General features: G+C 40.3%; 13 protein-coding genes and 1 rRNA gene (1 of these 14 only partly in view). 10 read left to right on the forward strand and 4 right to left on the reverse strand.

The window, feature by feature from the left end; translation table 11 throughout:
• Nucleotide 1: 1 nt before the first annotated feature.
• The 8 genes from fliR to EHR07_RS15870 all read left to right on the forward strand — a co-directional run bounded on the left by fliR (nt 2) and on the right by EHR07_RS15870 (nt 10379).
• A complete protein-coding gene (gene fliR, locus EHR07_RS15835) occupies nt 2–784 on the forward strand; it encodes a flagellar biosynthetic protein FliR (protein ID WP_135745949.1) in 783 nt (260 codons plus the stop codon).
• Entirely contained in the window at nt 781–2031 is a 1251-nt protein-coding gene (locus EHR07_RS15840) for an EscU/YscU/HrcU family type III secretion system export apparatus switch protein (RefSeq protein WP_135745950.1), read from the forward strand. Before fliR ends, EHR07_RS15840 begins: the two co-directional genes overlap by 4 nt.
• A 4-nt stretch (nt 2032–2035) precedes the next feature.
• On the forward strand, nt 2036–4150 hold the full coding sequence (locus EHR07_RS15845) for a flagellar biosynthesis protein FlhA (RefSeq protein WP_135745951.1): 2115 nt from the start codon (nt 2036–2038) through the stop codon (nt 4148–4150).
• A 51-nt stretch (nt 4151–4201) separates the two neighbouring features.
• A complete protein-coding gene (gene dusA, locus EHR07_RS15850) occupies nt 4202–5131 on the forward strand; it encodes a tRNA dihydrouridine(20/20a) synthase DusA (RefSeq protein WP_244288976.1) in 930 nt (309 codons plus the stop codon).
• Between the two features lie 333 nt (nt 5132–5464).
• Nucleotides 5465–7162 carry a DNA repair helicase XPB gene (locus tag EHR07_RS15855; protein WP_135745953.1) on the forward strand — a complete coding sequence of 566 codons (1698 nt, stop codon included), beginning with the start codon at nt 5465–5467 and terminating at the stop codon, nt 7160–7162.
• Between the two features lie 8 nt (nt 7163–7170).
• On the forward strand, nt 7171–8388 hold the full coding sequence (locus tag EHR07_RS15860; RefSeq protein WP_135745954.1) for a pyridoxal phosphate-dependent aminotransferase: 1218 nt from the start codon (nt 7171–7173) through the stop codon (nt 8386–8388).
• 79 nt (nt 8389–8467) lie between these two features.
• Nucleotides 8468–9550 (forward strand): SH3 domain-containing protein, encoded by a 1083-nt coding sequence (locus EHR07_RS15865; protein ID WP_238778243.1) that lies wholly within the window; start codon nt 8468–8470, stop codon nt 9548–9550.
• 34 nt (nt 9551–9584) lie between these two features.
• A complete protein-coding gene (locus tag EHR07_RS15870; RefSeq protein WP_135745955.1) occupies nt 9585–10379 on the forward strand; it encodes an alpha/beta fold hydrolase in 795 nt (264 codons plus the stop codon).
• Between the two features lie 125 nt (nt 10380–10504).
• On the opposite strand, the gene EHR07_RS15875 is transcribed toward EHR07_RS15870, so the two are convergent.
• Nucleotides 10505–10978, reverse strand: coding sequence for a Dps family protein (locus EHR07_RS15875; RefSeq protein WP_208739809.1), 474 nt, complete (start codon nt 10976–10978; stop codon nt 10505–10507).
• A gap of 23 nt (nt 10979–11001) precedes the next feature.
• Entirely contained in the window at nt 11002–11619 is a 618-nt protein-coding gene (locus tag EHR07_RS15880) for a CsgG/HfaB family protein (RefSeq protein ID WP_238778241.1), read from the reverse strand.
• 127 nt (nt 11620–11746) lie between these two features.
• Between EHR07_RS15880 and EHR07_RS15885 the strand changes: the two genes are divergently transcribed.
• The gene (locus tag EHR07_RS15885) at nt 11747–12661 is read left to right on the forward strand and encodes an alpha/beta hydrolase (protein WP_135745956.1); all 915 of its coding nucleotides are present in this window, start codon (nt 11747–11749) and stop codon (nt 12659–12661) included.
• Between the two features lie 5 nt (nt 12662–12666).
• Here EHR07_RS15885 and EHR07_RS15890 read toward each other — a convergent pair whose 3' ends face one another.
• Together EHR07_RS15890 and EHR07_RS15895 are read right to left on the reverse strand one after the other, a co-directional pair.
• Nucleotides 12667–14388 (reverse strand): hypothetical protein, encoded by a 1722-nt coding sequence (locus tag EHR07_RS15890; protein WP_135745957.1) that lies wholly within the window; start codon nt 14386–14388, stop codon nt 12667–12669.
• Between the two features lie 10 nt (nt 14389–14398).
• Complete coding sequence (locus EHR07_RS15895; protein WP_135745958.1) at nt 14399–15421, reverse strand: LA_0442/LA_0875 N-terminal domain-containing protein; 1023 nt, start codon at nt 15419–15421, stop codon at nt 14399–14401.
• Nucleotides 15422–16480: 1059 nt separating this feature from the next.
• Here EHR07_RS15895 and EHR07_RS15900 point away from each other — a divergent pair.
• A 23S ribosomal RNA gene (locus tag EHR07_RS15900) occupies nt 16481–17215 on the forward strand (it continues 2189 nt past the right edge of the window).

Below are 17215 nucleotides of genomic sequence, written 5' to 3' on the forward strand. Positions count from 1 at the left end.
TATGGAAGCATTCGTTTTACACTTTCAATCATTTCTTTTGGTTTTAGTCCGCCTGCTCGGACTATTCCTTGTAGCGCCTTTTTTTTCATCGGAATCGATTAATTTTTCTCTTAGGATGATCTTTTCCTTTATGGTTTCTCTTATTGTTTATCCGGTGGTGGCAACATATATGCCACCTGTTCCTGGGCATATGATTAACTACGGAATCTTAATTATCACTGAGATTTTGGTGGGAGTTTTTATTGGATTTCTCGTCTCACTCGTGTTTGCTGCCTTTCAAATGGCGGGTGAATTTTTTAACAACCAAATTGGGTTTGGTTATACGGAGATTTTAGATCCTGTGACCCAAAACTCACTTCCCGCCATTGGAACCATGAAGAACTTAATGGCAACGGCCCTCTTTCTTGTGATTGGGGCACACCGGTTTCTCATCGAAACACTAGCGTATTCCTTTGAAAAAATTCGAATCATTTCTTTTACGGGAAAGGTAAATGCTGGACTATATCGTTTGATGGAAGAGGCGATCGGAGCTATGTTTGTTGTGGCATTTAAGATCGCTTTACCCGTGATGGGGATCCTTTTTTTAGTTTCTCTTGCAGAAGGACTAATGGGAAAGGCAGCACAACAAATGAATGTGATGTCCATGTCTTTCCCTTTGAAAGTTTTTATTGGAACCCTCACTCTCATTGCCACTCTTACCTTTATCGCCACACAAATGGTACAAGGCATCCAGATATCTATGGATAAGGCAAGTTTACTCATTCGGGAGTGGCCCAACTTATGAAAGAATGGATAAAATTTGTATTCGGATGGGACAACACTGAAATTATAATTTGGATCAAATCATTGTTTGGTGATTTTGAATCTTTTTTGAATGTTACTTTTCCTAACCTGCAAAGCGAAACTTTGGCAAAACCTGTTTGTTTCTCCTCTGGTTACTATGAAATCGATCTTCAACTTTTTGCGGCGGCAGACGAGGGTCGAACAGAGCCACCAAGTGAACGCCGTAGGAGGGAAGAAAAGGAAAAAGGAAATGTTCCTAAATCCAATGAAGTTGCCTCCACCCTGGTATTGTTAGGTGGGACAGGGGTTCTTTTTATCTTGGGTGATACATTTATACGAAATACGGCTATTTTTATCAAAAAATACCTTCCTATGGGAATGAAACTGGACCGGTTTGGAGCAGAAGAGTTTCGGGTGATTCTTGCCGGAGTTTCACGTGATTTTTTTAATCTGCTTTGGCCAGTTCTTGCGATTACAGTAGTATTTGCCATCGTTGGAAATGTGGTGCAGGTAGGATTTATGTTTTCTCCGAGAGCACTTTCCTTTCGGTTGGATCGAATCACACCAAACTTTAAAAGGGTTTTACCAAACCGCCAAACCTTGTTTAATTTGGTGAAATCTCTCGCAAAAGTAGTGTTAATTGGCGTTATAAGTTATATTTTAATCTCTGGTGATTTTTTAAAAGTTCTACTCACAGGAAATATGGGGATGATGCAAGCCATCTCACTCATCACCTATTCTGGATTTAAAATCATGATGGCCGCAGGGCTTTTACTTTTGGGGATTGCTGTTGCTGATTTCTTCTTCCAAAAGTCTGAATTTGAAGAATCTCTCAAACAAACTCCTTCGGAAGCCAAACGAGAGATGAAAGAAGATTCGGGTGATCCTGTAATGAAAAATCGCAGGATGCAACTGGCACGTGACATGATGCAAGGGAATATGTTACGAGAAGTTCCCAAAGCAGACGTAGTCATCACAAACCCAACTCATTATTCCGTTGCACTTTCTTATGAAATGGGAAGGGATTCAGCGCCTCGTGTGATTGCAAAAGGGGAGAATCGCCTAGCGCTAGAAATACGAAGAATCGCTCGTGAAAATGATGTTCCCATCGTTGAAAGTCCCAAACAAGCACGTCTTTTATACGCACAAGTAGAAGTGGGAGAAGAGATCCCACAAGAATTCTTCCAGGCGGTGGTGCAAATCCTCATCACCCTTGAGAAGTTCAAAAAAAAAGTAGGAATGGCATAACCGTATGAACTTTAGAGATATACTCAAACAGTCTGACGTTGTTTTAGGAGTAGGAACCTTACTGATCCTTGGGATGTTAATTGTTCCACTCCCAGGATTTGTTTTGGATATCCTGATTGTTGTAAGTATTGGGTTAGGATTACTAATACTAATGACTGCCTTGTCTGTAACAGAGCCAAGTGAGTTTTCCATTTTTCCAAGTTTACTTCTTATCACCACTCTCTTCCGGTTAGCGCTAAACGTATCTACAACAAGACAGATTTTATCCAAAGGCCCTGCGATGAATTCCAGTGTGATCGAAGCTTTTGGAACCTTTGTGGTGGGTGGAGAATCGGGACTTGGGAAGTATGTAGTCGGACTTATTATCTTTATTATCCTCACCATTGTACAGGTGTTAGTAATCACTAAAGGTGCGACTAGGATCTCGGAAGTGGCAGCAAGGTTTACACTCGATGGATTACCACAAAAACAAATGTCCATCGATATGGAACTCAATAGTGGGGCCATTACTGAGGCAGAAGCTAAGGTAAAAAGAAAAAAAGTCCAAAGGGAAGTGGATTTCTATGGGGCCATGGATGGAGCCTCCAAATTCGTACAAGGGGATGTGAGAGCAGGGCTTATCATAACCGCCATCAACTTAATTGGTGGGATTCTCATTGGATCTACCATTCGAGGGGAATCTTTTTTAGCATCGATTGAAACATATGGAAAGTTTACCATTGGGGATGGTCTTGTTTCACAAATACCAGGTCTACTTTCTACAACCGCAACTGGTATCATTGTCACACGTTCTAGTTCCGAAAAAAAACTGACTGTGGAGATCAAAGACCAACTTTTTGGAAATGCCAAAACTTTGTATGTAGTGGCAGGAGCTCTTGGTTTGGCCAGTCTTATCCCTGGACTTCCTTTTTTCTCACTACTCTTTTTAGCAGGAGCCATTGGTTATTTAGGATATTCCATCGAACAAGTGGCCAAAGAAGAAATCAAAAAAATCGAAACAGTTTCTCAAGAGAAAGTTCAAGAGAAAAAACCAGAAAACTATATCAAAGAAATTTCTGTGGAAGCCATACAGGTGGAACTGGGTCGCGACTTACTGCCGTTAGTGGACGCCTCTTCGGGTGGACATTTACTCGAACAAATTGCCAATACACGTAAAAAATTTGCGATTGATTTTGGTCTTGTGATCCCTGCCATTCGGATCATAGACAATTTAGAAATCCCTCACGATAACTACAGCATTCGTATCAATGGAGTGGTGGTTGGACAGTCGGCTGTAAAAGCAGATCGTTTGATGGCGATGAACAATACTTCCCGTAATTTAGAACCGATTGTGGGAGAACCTTTCACCGAACCAGCATTTGGTTTAAAAGCAACATGGATTGATCCCAATGATAAAATTGAAGTGGAGAACAAAGGGTATTCGGTGGTGGATCCATCGACTGTCATCATCACCCATCTGAAAGAATTAATTTCGAACTATGCATCACAACTTCTTGGAAGGGAAGAAGTGAAAGCACTTCTCGAACATTTACGCCAAACTCATCCGACTCTTGTGGGTGAATTGGATTATGACAAACAAGGTCGCCTAGGAATCATCCAACAGACTTTACAGAATCTATTGGCAGAAGGTTTGTCGATTAAGAACCTTCCGAAAATTATGGATGCGATTGCCAATCATTTGCCTCGCACCAACAATCCGTTTGATTTAGCGGAACATGTAAGGCAGGCCCTATCGCGTCAAATCATCAATGATTTCCTTTCGCCTGATGGAAAGTTACATGTGGTAACCATTGATCCAAGGATCATTGATCGTATGAACAAAAGCATCACACTCGATGAAACCGATGGAAGTAAACTCATCATCCTTCCGCATGACATTCGTGTGAGGATTTTGGAATCGGTTTATAATGAATTACAAAAGGCATTGGATGAGAACAGGTTCCTGATCTTTGTGGTTTCTAGATACTTGAGACAAGCCTTTGCATTCTTTTTGACAAAGGAACTACCCCCAAGGAACTTTGCAGTAATTGCTTCTGAGGAAATCCATAGAGGGGTTCCGACAGAAATAGCCTCGGTTCTAAGCCTTCCCTCCAGAGAGGAACACCCACAAGAAGCATAGGAGATTTTTTTGACAAGTTCAGTTCCATCGTACCGCATTTCTGTTGCCCCGATGATGGACTGGACGGACAGACATTTCCGTTTTTTTATACGGCTTATCTCCAAACAAGCATTACTCTACACCGAGATGGTGACCACAGGTGCCATCCTTCGTGGAAAAGACAACCATAGATACTTAGATTTTTCCAAAGAAGAACATCCCATTTCGCTCCAGTTAGGTGGTGATTCTCCTGTGGCGCTGGCAGAATGTTCCAAAATTGGGGAAGATTATGGTTACGACGAAATCAATCTGAATGTAGGTTGTCCTTCAGATCGAGTACAAAGTGGCAGTTTCGGTGCTTGTCTTATGAAAGAACCAAACCTTGTGGCGGAGATGGTTTCTGCTTGTAAGGCAAAGGTCAAAATTCCAGTCACCGTCAAACATCGGATTGGTGTGAATGGAAAAGAAAGTTACGAGGATTTATATCATTTTGTTTCTAAAATTAAGGATGCTGGTGTCGATCATAGTATCGTTCATGCAAGGATAGCGATTTTAGAAGGACTTTCTCCCAAAGAGAATCGAACGGTTCCACCTCTCCGTTATGAAGATGTTTATCGATTAAAAGAGGAATTCCCCGATTTACCGATTACTATCAATGGGGGAATTAAAACCCACGCTGAAATTAAAGAACATCTAACAAAAGTAGATGGAGTGATGATCGGGCGGGCGGCTTACGACAATCCGTTTTTATTTCATGCAGTGGACCAATTGTATTTTGGAGCAAAAGAAAATCCTCTTTCGAGAGAAGAAGTGCTTCGTGAACTTATTTCCTATATTCACTCGGCTCTCAAAAAAGACGGAAAAGTGCATCATATTCTGCGCCATATTTTGGGTCTTTTTCATGGAGAAAAGGGTGCCAGAGAGTTTCGAAAATTTCTCACCGATCGAATGCATACGATAGGTGCCAATGAATCTATTTTAGAGGATTATTTGAAACGTTAAGGATCTGGAGGGCGTAAGGCCAGCGAATCGTCTAACGAAGAGAAGCTGGCGGAAGCGTTAGCGCACCCCGGAGGAGCCTGACCCTTGGAAAATGAAAGTTTTCAATAGGGACAAATTGGGGAACGCCCAAAGAAATGAAATAGAAGTCAATTCAATTATTAAAATTAGGAAGGTAAAGATTAACTTAGATTAGACGGTTTGTGAGCGGGGTTTGTTCAGAAAAAATGGAATTTACTCAAAAAGGCAGTGAAAACTCATCGAAAATCTATTAAAATCAAAGGAGTTGACAGGGCGGTTTCTCTTCCCAGCCTGGTTAAATTGAGAGGGAATACCATGACCAAGCCACTCACCGTACAAAGTGACAAAACAATGCTTCTAGAGGTGGATAACCCAGAATTTGAAGCCTGTCGGGACCTCGTTTCCAAGTTTGCTGAGCTCGAAAAAAGCCCGGAATATATGCATACCTATCGCATCTCTCCACTTTCTTTGTGGAATGCGGCTTCCATTAAAATGACAGCCGAAGAGATCATTGAAGGTTTAACTAAGTTTGCCCGTTATTCGGTTCCTAAAAACGTAATGAATGAAATTCGAGAGCAGATTTCTCGTTACGGTAAAGTGAAACTGGTAAAAGAAGAATCGGGGGAATTGTATATCATTTCCAACGAAAAAGGATTCATTACTGAAATTGCAAACAACCGCGCCGTTCAACCCTTTGTGGATGGAATGGAAGGTGATAAAATTCGTATTAAAAAAGAATATCGTGGCCACATCAAACAAGCGTTAATCAAAATTGGTTTTCCTGTGGAAGACCTTGCGGGTTACGATGAAGGAAACAAATATCCATTTAACTTACGTCCTACGACAAAAGGTGGGATTAAGTTTGGAATGCGTGACTACCAAAGAGCTTCGGTGGAGGCCTTCCATGCGGGCGGACGTAACGAAGGAGGATCCGGAGTTGTGGTCCTTCCTTGCGGTGCGGGGAAAACCATCGTGGGTATGGGGGTTATGCAAATTGTGGGAGCAGAAACTCTCATTCTAGTCACGAACACTTTGTCCATTCGTCAGTGGAGAAACGAAATTGTCGATAAAACCGATATCCCTGAGTCAGACATTGGGGAGTATTCTGGGGAACTCAAAGAAATTAAACCCATCACGATTGCCACTTATAATATCTTAACTCATAGAAAGAAAAAAGGTGGGGACTTTACTCACTTTCATATCTTTAGTGCGAACAATTGGGGACTCATCGTGTATGATGAGGTTCACTTACTTCCTGCTCCTGTTTTCCGTATGACATCAGAACTCCAAGCGAAACGTAGGTTAGGTTTAACTGCGACTCTGGTACGTGAAGATGGACTCGAGGAAGACGTATTCTCTCTCATTGGACCTAAAAAATATGATGTGCCTTGGAAGGAACTTGAAGCCAAGTCTTGGATTGCAGAAGCCAATTGTGTGGAAATTCGTGTGCCAATGGAAGATGACCTTCGTATGAAGTATTCTGTAGCAGATGACCGTGAAAAATTTCGTTTGGCATCAGAAAACCCAGAAAAGCTTCGTGCGATCAGTTATATTTTGAAAAAACATTCCACTAACAACATTTTGGTGATTGGACAGTATATCAATCAGTTAGAAGAAATTTCTAATACTTTCAAAATTCCATTGATTACGGGAAAAACTCCTCTTCCTGAAAGACAAGAGCTCTACCAAGCCTTCCGTACTGGCCAAATCAAACAACTTGTGGTTTCGAAGGTGGCAAACTTCTCTATCGACTTACCGGATGCGAACATTGCCATCCAGGTATCGGGAACCTTTGGTTCCAGACAAGAAGAGGCTCAGCGTTTAGGAAGGATCCTTCGTCCGAAATCCCAAGACAATACGGCCATTTTTTATTCACTGATTTCGCGTGATACCAACGAAGAAAGGTTTGGTCAAAACAGACAGCTCTTCCTCACCGAACAAGGGTATGAATACGAAATTTATACTTTGGATCAGTTCAAAGAGACTGTTCCAGAGGAATCACTCACTAAATAGAGGACAAAATGAAACTTGTAGCAAAACGACTGGATGTCGTAGAACCTTCTCCCACTCTCGCGATCACTGCAAAAGCAAATCAGTTGAAAGCGAGTGGACTTGATGTGGTTGGATTTGGCGCAGGGGAACCTGACTTTGATACACCAACACATATCAAAGAAGCTGCTAAAAAAGCAATGGACCAAGGGAAAACCAAATACACTCCTGTGAGTGGAACTGTTTCCTTAAAAGAGGCCATCATTCGTAAATTTGAAACCGAAAATGGTTTAAAGTACGAAAAGAACCAAATCATTGTAGGAACAGGTGGAAAACAAGTTCTCTATAATTTTTTTATGGCAACTTTAAATCCTGGTGACGAAGTAATTATCCCTGCACCGTATTGGGTAAGTTATGCGGACATTGTTCGTTTGGCAGAAGGAACTCCTGTGATTGTGGCTACAGACATTTCTAGTGGATTTAAAATCACACCAGAGCAATTAGAAAAAGCTATCACACCCAAAACAAAAGTTTTTATTTTTAATTCTCCATCTAACCCTACAGGGGCAGCTTACACTCGTTCGGATGTGGAAGCACTGGTAAAGGTTTTGGAACCAAAAGATATCATTACAGTTTCGGATGATATTTACGAAAAAATCATTTATGATGGATTGGAATTTGTAAATCCAGCCATGATCTCGGCTAAGATGAAGGAAAAAACTTTTGTCATCAATGGTGTATCCAAAGCATATTCCATGACTGGTTGGAGGATTGGATACGGAGCAGGAAATGCAGAGATTATAAAAAACATGGATACCATGCAAGGCCAATCTACAAGTAATGCATCCTCTATTTCTCAAGCAGCGGCTGAGGCAGCTCTCACTGGTGACCAAACACCTGTGGCAGAAATGTTAAAAGCATTTGACAAACGACGTAAACTCATCGTGGGACTATTACGTGAGATTCCCGGTGTGGAATGCCGTATGCCAGAAGGTGCTTTTTATGCGTTCCCATATATCACTGGTGTATATGAGACTCCTGGGTTCAAGCGCCTTCTTTCGGAGAAAAAAGAAAGTTCTTATTCCAAACTATTTTGTGATGTGCTCCTTGATAAATACAATGTGGCAGCAGTGCCAGGTATTGCCTTTGGGGATGATAAAGCCATTCGATTGTCTTATGCGTTAGGTGATAAAGACATCGAAAAAGGTGTGGCTCGTATCAAACAAATGGTTCTGGATTTACAAAAGTAAAATGATATTTGTCCCTTTATTAAATAACCTTTGTAGAGGGACAAAGTTACCTAACTTATTTCTTAATTTAGGATGGGTTTTGGTTTTTCGTTTTCAGAAATCTTTAATTTCCCCATTAAATCTAAAACCTAAAGGTTTTTCAAAAATTAAAATTTCCATTGTTTATTCAGGTTTTTTGTTTCTCGCAGTTGGTTCCATTTTGGCAGCCCCCACCTTACAAGAAAAAACGAAGCAATCCAAACCTTCGGAACTGATAAAAAGAGATTTACATTCAGAGATCGTGATTCCTGTGATTGGTCTCAACTTACATTTGTTTGCAGATCAAAAAAGTGATGTTTTGCGTAAACTTAAGTTTGGAGAACCTGTAAAGTTTGATAGAGATTCTCTTGAAAGTCCTAAAGAAGAATGGATTCCAGTGAAGTTAGAAGATGGCCTATCTGGTTTTATCAAACGTTCTGTTGTCCGTTCGGTTCCTCCCAAACAGTATTTGTCTACTTTGTTATTTGAAGCAGAACGAATGATCCTTTCCAATCAGATTGATTTTCCTGCCAAACAAGAGATTACAGACACAATTTTTGCCATTTCTTCTACGGGAAAATTTACCGGGGATGATTTTATATATATCAGGGCAAAGGCAGGTTTTTTTCTAAAAAAAACTGTGGATCTTATGAATACTAAGGGAATCAAACCTGATAATGATCCATCCACTTTGGAATTTTTAAAACGGCATCAAACTAAGTTGTTATACGATTATAGTTCTGGAAAATACTTTGTGGATTCAAATTATTTTTGGAAACTACTAGAAGCTTATCCAAAAACCAAACATTCGGATTATGCTGGTTATTTGGCAACAGAAAGTATGCCTGCTGTGGAATGCGGGACAGATTTAAAATGCCGTTTAGAAGAAATGAGAAAGGGAAAACTTCGTTATATCTATTTGTTCCCTACAGGTAATTATATTACTTTATATACTAAAGATTTGGTCAACAATCTGCAATCAATGACAAAAGATCCAGACTCTATCCCTTGTTTTGCGCCAGTCGGTGAGGGAATTAAGTCTGAAATCAACCAGATGATTCGTTATGCTTCAGAGATTGGACCTCGTGAAAAAAAACAAATCCTTCCTCATTTGCAAATCTTAAAAAAAGAATGTTTTCGCTAATAAATCGCTTATTTGATAAAGCGGAGAAGTTTTTATGAAATTGAGTCATAAACTGTATCCATTCCAGAATTCTGACCCAACGCGGAAATCACTAGGTGATATTATCATCTTACATGGGTTATTCGGATCTTCAAAAAATTGGGTGACTGTGGCAAGGTTTTTATCAAACTTTGGTTCAGTTTATACGGTTGATCAGAGAAACCACGGAGATTCTCCCCATTCTGAGGAACACTCCATCCGATTGATGTCAGAGGATTTGGAAGAATTTATCTTTGATCATAAAATTCAAAATCCGGTTCTATTGGGTCACTCTATGGGTGGACTTGTGGCTATGTATTTTGATTTAACCCATCCTGGAATCCTAAAAAAACTGATCATCCAAGACATTGCACCTAGGTCTTATCCATTTGCTTACGATAAAGAAATCCAATCCATGTCTTTTGCCTTAGATGGATTTACATCCCGAACAGAAATTGATTCTGAAATGGCAAAATACGTAACAGATTCCTTTATCCGACAGTTTTTGCAAATGAGTTTGGATCGAAACGAAGATGGTACTTACCGATGGAAATTGAATGTGGATGGTCTGAATCATGCTCGAAGAGTTTTTGATGATGTATTTACATTTGAAAAAACATCTGAGACTCCGACATTATTTTTGTTAGGTGGTGAATCTGAATATATCCGAGATTCTGATTTTGGAGTGATGGATCATTTTTTTAAAAATAACCACAAAATCAAAATAGCAGGTGGCGGCCATTACATTCATTTCACACACCAAACGGAATATCTGGAAATTTTGAATCAAGAATTGTCTTTCCATTCTTGATATTATTTTTTAAAGAATACACCTTCGGCAATATTGGTTAAGCTTAAATGTGTTTTGTTTTGGAAAGAAACAGGATAATACGAAAGTTAACAGTAGCCTAGATTTGACTACTGTTTCAAAAAAAATTAATCTTCGAGTAAGGAACGTAACATCCAAGCTGTTTTTTCATGAATGTCTAAACGTTGTGTAAGTAAATCTAAAGTGGCTTGGTCGTTTCCTTTTTCTGCAGGTGCATAAGCAGCGCGTGCCGTGCGAATGACCGCTTCATTTCCCTCAACTAAATGTTTGATCATATCCTGGGCTTTGGGAACTTCTTTGTCTTCTGCAATGCTTGAGTATTTTGCAAATTCCCAACCACCCATCGGAGCATAATATCCAAGAGATCGAATTCTTTCGGCGATAGGGTCAATGGCATTCCATAGTTCTGTGTATTGCGTCATAAATAAAATATGTAAAGTTTGGAACATGGGTCCTGTTACATTCCAATGGTAACTATGAGTTTTTTGGTACAAAGTATACGTATCTGCCAAGAGTTTTTTTAGAGACTCAGAGATAGCACTTCTTTCTTCTTCTGGGATTCCAATATTAATTTTCATCATTTTTCCTTTTGATTTAAGATAAATTATTTCTTCAGTTCAGAGACAATTCGTTCTACTAAACTTTCTGCTACAAAATCATATTCGCTTGTAGTCAGTAGAATGTCTTCACGGCTCCAAATCAGTCCAAGCCCTAAACTATATTGTAAAACTCGGCCAAATGTCCAATCAGCTCCCGGTTTTTTACGTGCATTGACAATCACATGTCCAGATTCGATATGAACAATTTTTAAAGATACCGTATCCACTAAGTTAGGAATGAGTTTTCCTTTTTCATCGTATTTTTTGAGAGCCGATCCTCTTCCAAAAATAAGGGCATCCACTCCTAAAACTTTTCCTAGACGAACGGCTGTTTGTGTGTCAATGATTCCCGTTTTGGAAAAACTTTGTTCGTTCACAACTTTCGACAATTGTTCTCTTTCTATGACTTTAATGGGGAGGAGTTTGGCAATTTGTAGGGATACTGCGTCAGTAAATTCATCACCCCAATTGGCATCTTCAATGTCAAAAAGCAAAACTGCAACCTTAGTGATGCCTAGGTCAGTTTTTCCTGAATCTGGATATTGAATGGCAGCATCCATAGTGCGACAGTTGACAAAGGACAGGGATAGGAGTAGGGAGAAACACGCTAAATAAAGTTTCATAGATTTCCTTAAGAAATGATGGATAGATCGTAGGTAGGCAATTCTTTTTCTTATCAAAAACTCCCATTTGGGAAAATTCGCTTTTCCTATTGTGGTCTTTCCTAGATTTTTCCAACTAGGCCCTTTGATGAAAAAGACTTTTAGTATATTGATTATAGTTCTCACCTTTTTTTTGCTAGGCGCAGGGTATTATTTTTCATCTTCCATAATCTCCTTTCCTATCTCCAATTTACAGGAAGATAAGACGAAATTAAAGATAAATTCATTTGCCGATTTTGGCCTTCCTGAGCCGGAATCAGTTCGATTCCAAAACGGAAGTTTACGGCTTCGTGGTTGGTATTTTAAAAATCCTAAAAAGAAAAAATGTGGTGTGGTTTTGCTCCATGGACATGGAAGGACTCGTTACGGAATTCTTAAATACACACCTCTATTTTGGAAACGGGGTTGCAGTTTGTTTACTTATGATGCTCGCCATCACGGTGAAAGTGCGGGAGAATACGGAACGTACGGTTTTTATGAAAAACAAGACTTGGAACGGGCAATGGAGTTTTTTTCTGAGATTAGCACTGTGCCGGAAGAAGATATCGGCATTTTTGGTGCTTCTTTTGGGGCTGCCACTGCATTGCAGTATGCCGAAGGGCGAAGCGATTTTGCCTTTGTCATTGCAGATTCTCCATACATGGATATGCGTTCCATTGTGGAAAAACGTGCGGTTGATTTTTATTCCCCATTAGTTTTATTTATTTCTCCCATTGCGCTTTCTTTGGCAGAGCTCAGGGCTGATTTCCTTGTGGACGAAGTGTCCCCGAAAAAAGCTGCCAAATCTATTTCTGCACCAGTTCTTATCATCCATTCCAAAGAGGATGAAGTAACCCCTGTTTCTCATTCGGAAGAAATTTTTCAAAATTTAAAATCGAATCGTAAACAATTGTTTGTTACTGATTGGGGTGCTCTTCATTGTAAGTCGATAGACACTCGCTTTAATGAATACGAAGCGATTGTGAATTCTTTTTTGAAAGACAACACTCCCTTTCCCAAGTGAATCCTTTAACGGATTTTAATCAAACGAGGGAGAGTTTCCCAGTTTCCATCATCACTTGTATGACGGGTGAGAAAAACTGGCAAAGAACCAATTCCAATCGGGCCATAGATCGACCAAGTATAGTTTAATTTCCCATTGGCAGATTGTAATTGTTCGGCATTGGAAATGGGAGAATTATACTCTGGAGGAATGGTTGGTAAAAGAGAGGCGCTGGCCAAAGAATCTGTACTTCGAAAGATTTGATAGTTTGGTGAAATCGACGTGGCACTTTCGGATAGGAGGAAATAGTCGACATTTCCAGAACTTTTAACACTACGAAGGAGTGGGTTGCTATTAGATAACCCAGAGTTGAATCCTGTGATTGGGCTAGAATTTCTTGTGATAGTTGGACTAGATCCGCCATAGTTATCAGTGGGAAACGTATATCCAACAGTCCCGCTGTTATTGAGTAAGGCCACCAATTTTCCTCTTACATAAAAAATGGGAGATTGGAATGTAATACCACCTCCGCCTGTATCAAAGGTGATGACTCGATTGGATAATCCAACACTATCTAGACTGCGGACTTGGATTGTCTGAGTATTCATTAATGAAGATGTGTTTTGGCATTGTAAGTATTCAGTTCCTCCTACATTGACCAATTGGTAAGAGATAGCTCCCAGACTTGAGTCTGCCATCATACAACTAAATCCCAAAACAGCATCTTGAGTTACCGCAAAATTCTCGTTTAATAATGTGGGTCGTGTTTCCGTTTCCGTGTAATAGGTTGGTGTGACAAGGTATCGTCCTGAGAAATAAAACGCCGGGTAAATCCAAGGAAACGCATCGGGTCGATACAAGTTTGCATTGGAAGCAATGGGAAGGTTTATGACTTCACTTGTGTTTGGGAAAGACTGGGGGATTTTAAAAATTAAGTTTCTATTTGATTGGTAGGTTCCGGGAGCGGGGTAGGTTGCCCTCTCTTCCGACACGAAAAAGATATACTCCGTCCCATTAAACATAGGTTTGGATATTTTTAATAAGGTTTCGTATCCTGAATCTACTTTCAAGTTGACTCCATTAACTTTTGTTACTTGGTCGTAATATTCTCCGTCAGCACTAGAGATGATATATCCAGTAGATGAATATTGAGTGGAGGAAGTATAAGATGTTTGCACTTGTAAATAGAGAAACTGACGCCCGTTTGCTGATCCAAGTGAGGTGAGCAAATTTGAGGATCCCAGTCGATTTCTGTAATTGGCTAAGTCTTCCAAAATAAACTGAGTGGAACCACTTTGGGTTAACCAGAAAAATGATTGTTTGGTGAGACCGTTATAAACTCGAAAACTAGCGTTGCCAACAACGGTATTTCCTGAATTTTTAACTGTGATTTTTGCAATTCCTCTTTCACTAAAAAACAAAAATCCACGTCCGTAAGCATCCAAAGTCACAGTATAGGGTTGGATATTACCGGATTCACCGTAGGAAGAAACAGGAACCCCGTTTTCATCTGCCTCATTAAACACAGAATACTCAACTATGCCACTCGCATAAGGTGTACCATTGGGATCAGCAAATTTCATAAAGGCAACTGTTTGGCTATAGGTATTAAAAGCATCGATCAAAGCAAGGTACCTTAGTAATGTTTGTAAGGTGCCCAAATCTTGAGAAGGATCCAGATCGGAAGGTTTAAAAATTCTACATTGAAAGGAGAGGAGAATGAGTAGTGTGATGAGTATCTTTTTCATAAAAAACTCCTTAGAATAAAAATGAATAACGGACTTCCGTATATACGGCACTGGTCTGTGGTCGAATCCCTGTGATTGAATAGGGTCTGTCCCAACTGGTTTCGAAATCCAAACCTTCTTTGATTTGTTTCCCACCTGTACTGACAGTGGGTCTATCTGGGTATCTGTCTTTGCCAATCATGTAGGCATGAACTAAATTTGTGATATAGATGATACTTGCTGTTCCTAATCCTGCTAAGTATATGGTGTTGGAACTTTTTGCATTTTCTCTACTTTTAGCAATAAAATCTTCTGCGATCGATGATTCTGCATAAACTTGGAAAAATTCGGAGGGCAAACTGATATTTTGTGCGTTGAGTCGTGTGCCTGGTCCTCCTATTTGATTGAGTAAAACCATCGTATCATAATGGGATTTGGCGTTTTGTTCTTCTGTGCGTAAGGGGCCCAAGGTATAAAATAAAGTTCCAAAGAATAAGGTGCTAAGTGTCCCAGCAGACACATAATACCCACCGCAGAGTTGTCCCCATCCAGGGATTAGGGAAGATCGCCAAACCAAAGCTAGTCGACCGCCACATTGGTTGGCTGCTGGAGAGGGGCCAAGTTTTCTTGTCGCAAGCCATTCTGCCTCTGCCCTGGCTTCTTTCTCTGCTAAGGTTTCTTTGTTTTTTTCCTCAGCGAGTTTTGTTTGTTCTGCAAGTTTAGCTTCTTCTTCCAGACGTTTTTGTTCTTTTGCTTCTGCAAGAAGTCTTTCTTTTTCGAGTTTGGCTTTTTCTTTTTCTTCCTTTTCTCGTAGTTTTTTTTCTTCTGCGATTCGAATCTTTTCTGCTTCTTGTTCGCTTACATCTTTATAAATAACTTTTAGAATTTGTGATTTGGAAAGGGTCTGCGGACCTTCTGCTGTTTGCACAGTGAGTCCTTGTTCATTTTGATCTGTTACTTTTCCTTTCAGAGTTTTGCCATTTTTTAGGATCACAGTGTTTACGGCAAGGAGTGGGAGGGACAGAGAGAGGAGGATGCAGATGAAATTTTTCATATAAGAAATCCCTAATGAGCAACTAAGTTTTTACATCGATTCAAGAAATTGCAAGAGAATTTTGTGGGGATAGTTTTGCGGGAATGAAAGGTTAAATGCAATTTAATGTGGGGTATAAGAAAGTAGACTTTCCCCGCCCTGATCGAACTGGGAGGGGTAATCCACCCGCCACCCAATGACTCCCTTCTATCACGATCTCCCATTTCTTCCAACTATGATTTGCCTTACAGAAAAAAATTTCTGATTAAGTTCACCTTTCCCACAAGATACATGTAAAAAAGAATAACAACCAACAAGCCTTTCTAACAATACCGCCACTATGTTTGCATAATGCAAATCCCAATCGAACAAAACGCATCCGCGATACAAACCTCCTATGCTCGTTTCACCAAACTTCGATTCAATGGGATCTATTTCTTCCTTATTTGTTACTGGGTTCTCTAACACAAAGTAACTAAAATGAGCCTTATGGCTTTGTATTAAATTTCACATGCGTAAACACCGCATATTCATAGCTAGGTGCTGTCCTTCTTGCTTGTAGCAACCGCATATCAATGGTTAGCCAACATTGCGTTTCTCGTTTAGTGCCAACTAACATCGATTCATGTCTCTCTTTAGTTAATGTCCACATAATCGAATTATGTCACATAACGACTATCTTCATATCTCAAACCATATAAAAAAAATCTTATCTTTTGGTATTGAACCACGAACTTTTTTATAAAAGCTTGTTGACCGCTTGGGTTTTGAAATTACTTTGGTTTTTACCGCATGATTCTTTAACGATTCATGAAACCGGTAGCTTGCAGGCGACTGTGGGTGGAGGGAGAGGAAGATCTTCCTTTGCGAAAGCAAAACGAATAACCGACATTTTAATTTTCCACGAGAATACTCCTGGGTGATTAGTCTGTAGGGAAACATTCGTTCTTTGACAACTTATATACGACATTGTAAAGAAAACAAACAATGCGCCGAGGGCCATACAGACGCCGAGTCATGTATGGTTCATCAAAAAAGACGAACAAAAAAACTTTAGGATATTATTCGTAAGAGTAATATGGTCAAGTAATTAAGGGCGTACGGTGGATGCCAAGGCACTAGAAGGCGATGAAGGACGTGGTTTGCTGCGATAAGCGACGGGGAGTTGTAAACAAGCTTTGATCCGTCGATTTCCGAATGGGGGAACCCTACACGGCCAAACCGTGTAACACAGCAATGTGGGCAAGACCCAGGGAATTGAAACATCTTAGTACCTGGAGGAAGAGAAAGAAACCTCGATTCCGTCAGTAGCGGTGAGCGAAAGCGGATGAGCCTAAACCTCTGACTACGTTACAGATCTGGATCGCTGTAGCAGAGGTGTTGTAGGACTTACGGGTGCAGTTCAGAATGCATCGAGGAGTTACAAAGATTAGTGGTAGTGGAATGGTTTTGGAACAGCCAACCAAAGAGGGTGATAGTCCCGTAGACGAAACTGCTAGTCCTCCTGTAAGTATCCTGAGTACCACGGGACACGTGTAATTTTGTGGGAAACCGCGGGGACCACCCCGCAAGGCTAAATACTTCCTAGTGACCGATAGTGGACAAGTACCGTGAGGGAAAGGTGAAAAGCACCGGGGAACCGGAGTGAAATAGAACCTGAAACCGTACGCTTACAAGGTATCAGAGCTTGGAAACGAGTGATGGTGTGCCTTTTGTAGAATGAGCCGGCGAGTTATTTTACGTTGCAAGCTTAAGAGAGAGAATCTCGAAGGCGAAGTGAAAGCGAGCATGAATAGTGCGTATAAGTAGCGTGGA

It is taken from the genome of Leptospira bandrabouensis, assembly GCF_004770905.1.
GTDB classification, from domain to species: domain Bacteria; phylum Spirochaetota; class Leptospiria; order Leptospirales; family Leptospiraceae; genus Leptospira_A; species Leptospira_A bandrabouensis.

Excerpts from the sequence above, each read along its gene's own strand:
- EHR07_RS15875 (WP_208739809.1), bottom strand. The coding sequence starts at position 10,978 with ATGATGAAAATTAATATTGGAATCCCAGAAGAAGAAAGAAGTGCTATC.
- dusA (WP_244288976.1), top strand. The coding sequence starts at position 4,202 with ATGATGGACTGGACGGACAGACATTTCCGTTTTTTTATACGGCTTATC.
- EHR07_RS15880 (WP_238778241.1), bottom strand. The coding sequence starts at position 11,619 with ATGAAACTTTATTTAGCGTGTTTCTCCCTACTCCTATCCCTGTCCTTT.
- EHR07_RS15845 (WP_135745951.1), top strand. The coding sequence starts at position 2,036 with ATGAACTTTAGAGATATACTCAAACAGTCTGACGTTGTTTTAGGAGTA.
- EHR07_RS15895 (WP_135745958.1), bottom strand. The coding sequence starts at position 15,421 with ATGAAAAATTTCATCTGCATCCTCCTCTCTCTGTCCCTCCCACTCCTT.
- EHR07_RS15855 (WP_135745953.1), top strand. The coding sequence starts at position 5,465 with ATGACCAAGCCACTCACCGTACAAAGTGACAAAACAATGCTTCTAGAG.
- EHR07_RS15890 (WP_135745957.1), bottom strand. The coding sequence starts at position 14,388 with ATGAAAAAGATACTCATCACACTACTCATTCTCCTCTCCTTTCAATGT.
- EHR07_RS15840 (WP_135745950.1), top strand. The coding sequence starts at position 781 with ATGAAAGAATGGATAAAATTTGTATTCGGATGGGACAACACTGAAATT.
- EHR07_RS15885 (WP_135745956.1), top strand. The coding sequence starts at position 11,747 with ATGAAAAAGACTTTTAGTATATTGATTATAGTTCTCACCTTTTTTTTG.
- EHR07_RS15870 (WP_135745955.1), top strand. The coding sequence starts at position 9,585 with ATGAAATTGAGTCATAAACTGTATCCATTCCAGAATTCTGACCCAACG.
- EHR07_RS15860 (WP_135745954.1), top strand. The coding sequence starts at position 7,171 with ATGAAACTTGTAGCAAAACGACTGGATGTCGTAGAACCTTCTCCCACT.
- fliR (WP_135745949.1), top strand. The coding sequence starts at position 2 with ATGGAAGCATTCGTTTTACACTTTCAATCATTTCTTTTGGTTTTAGTC.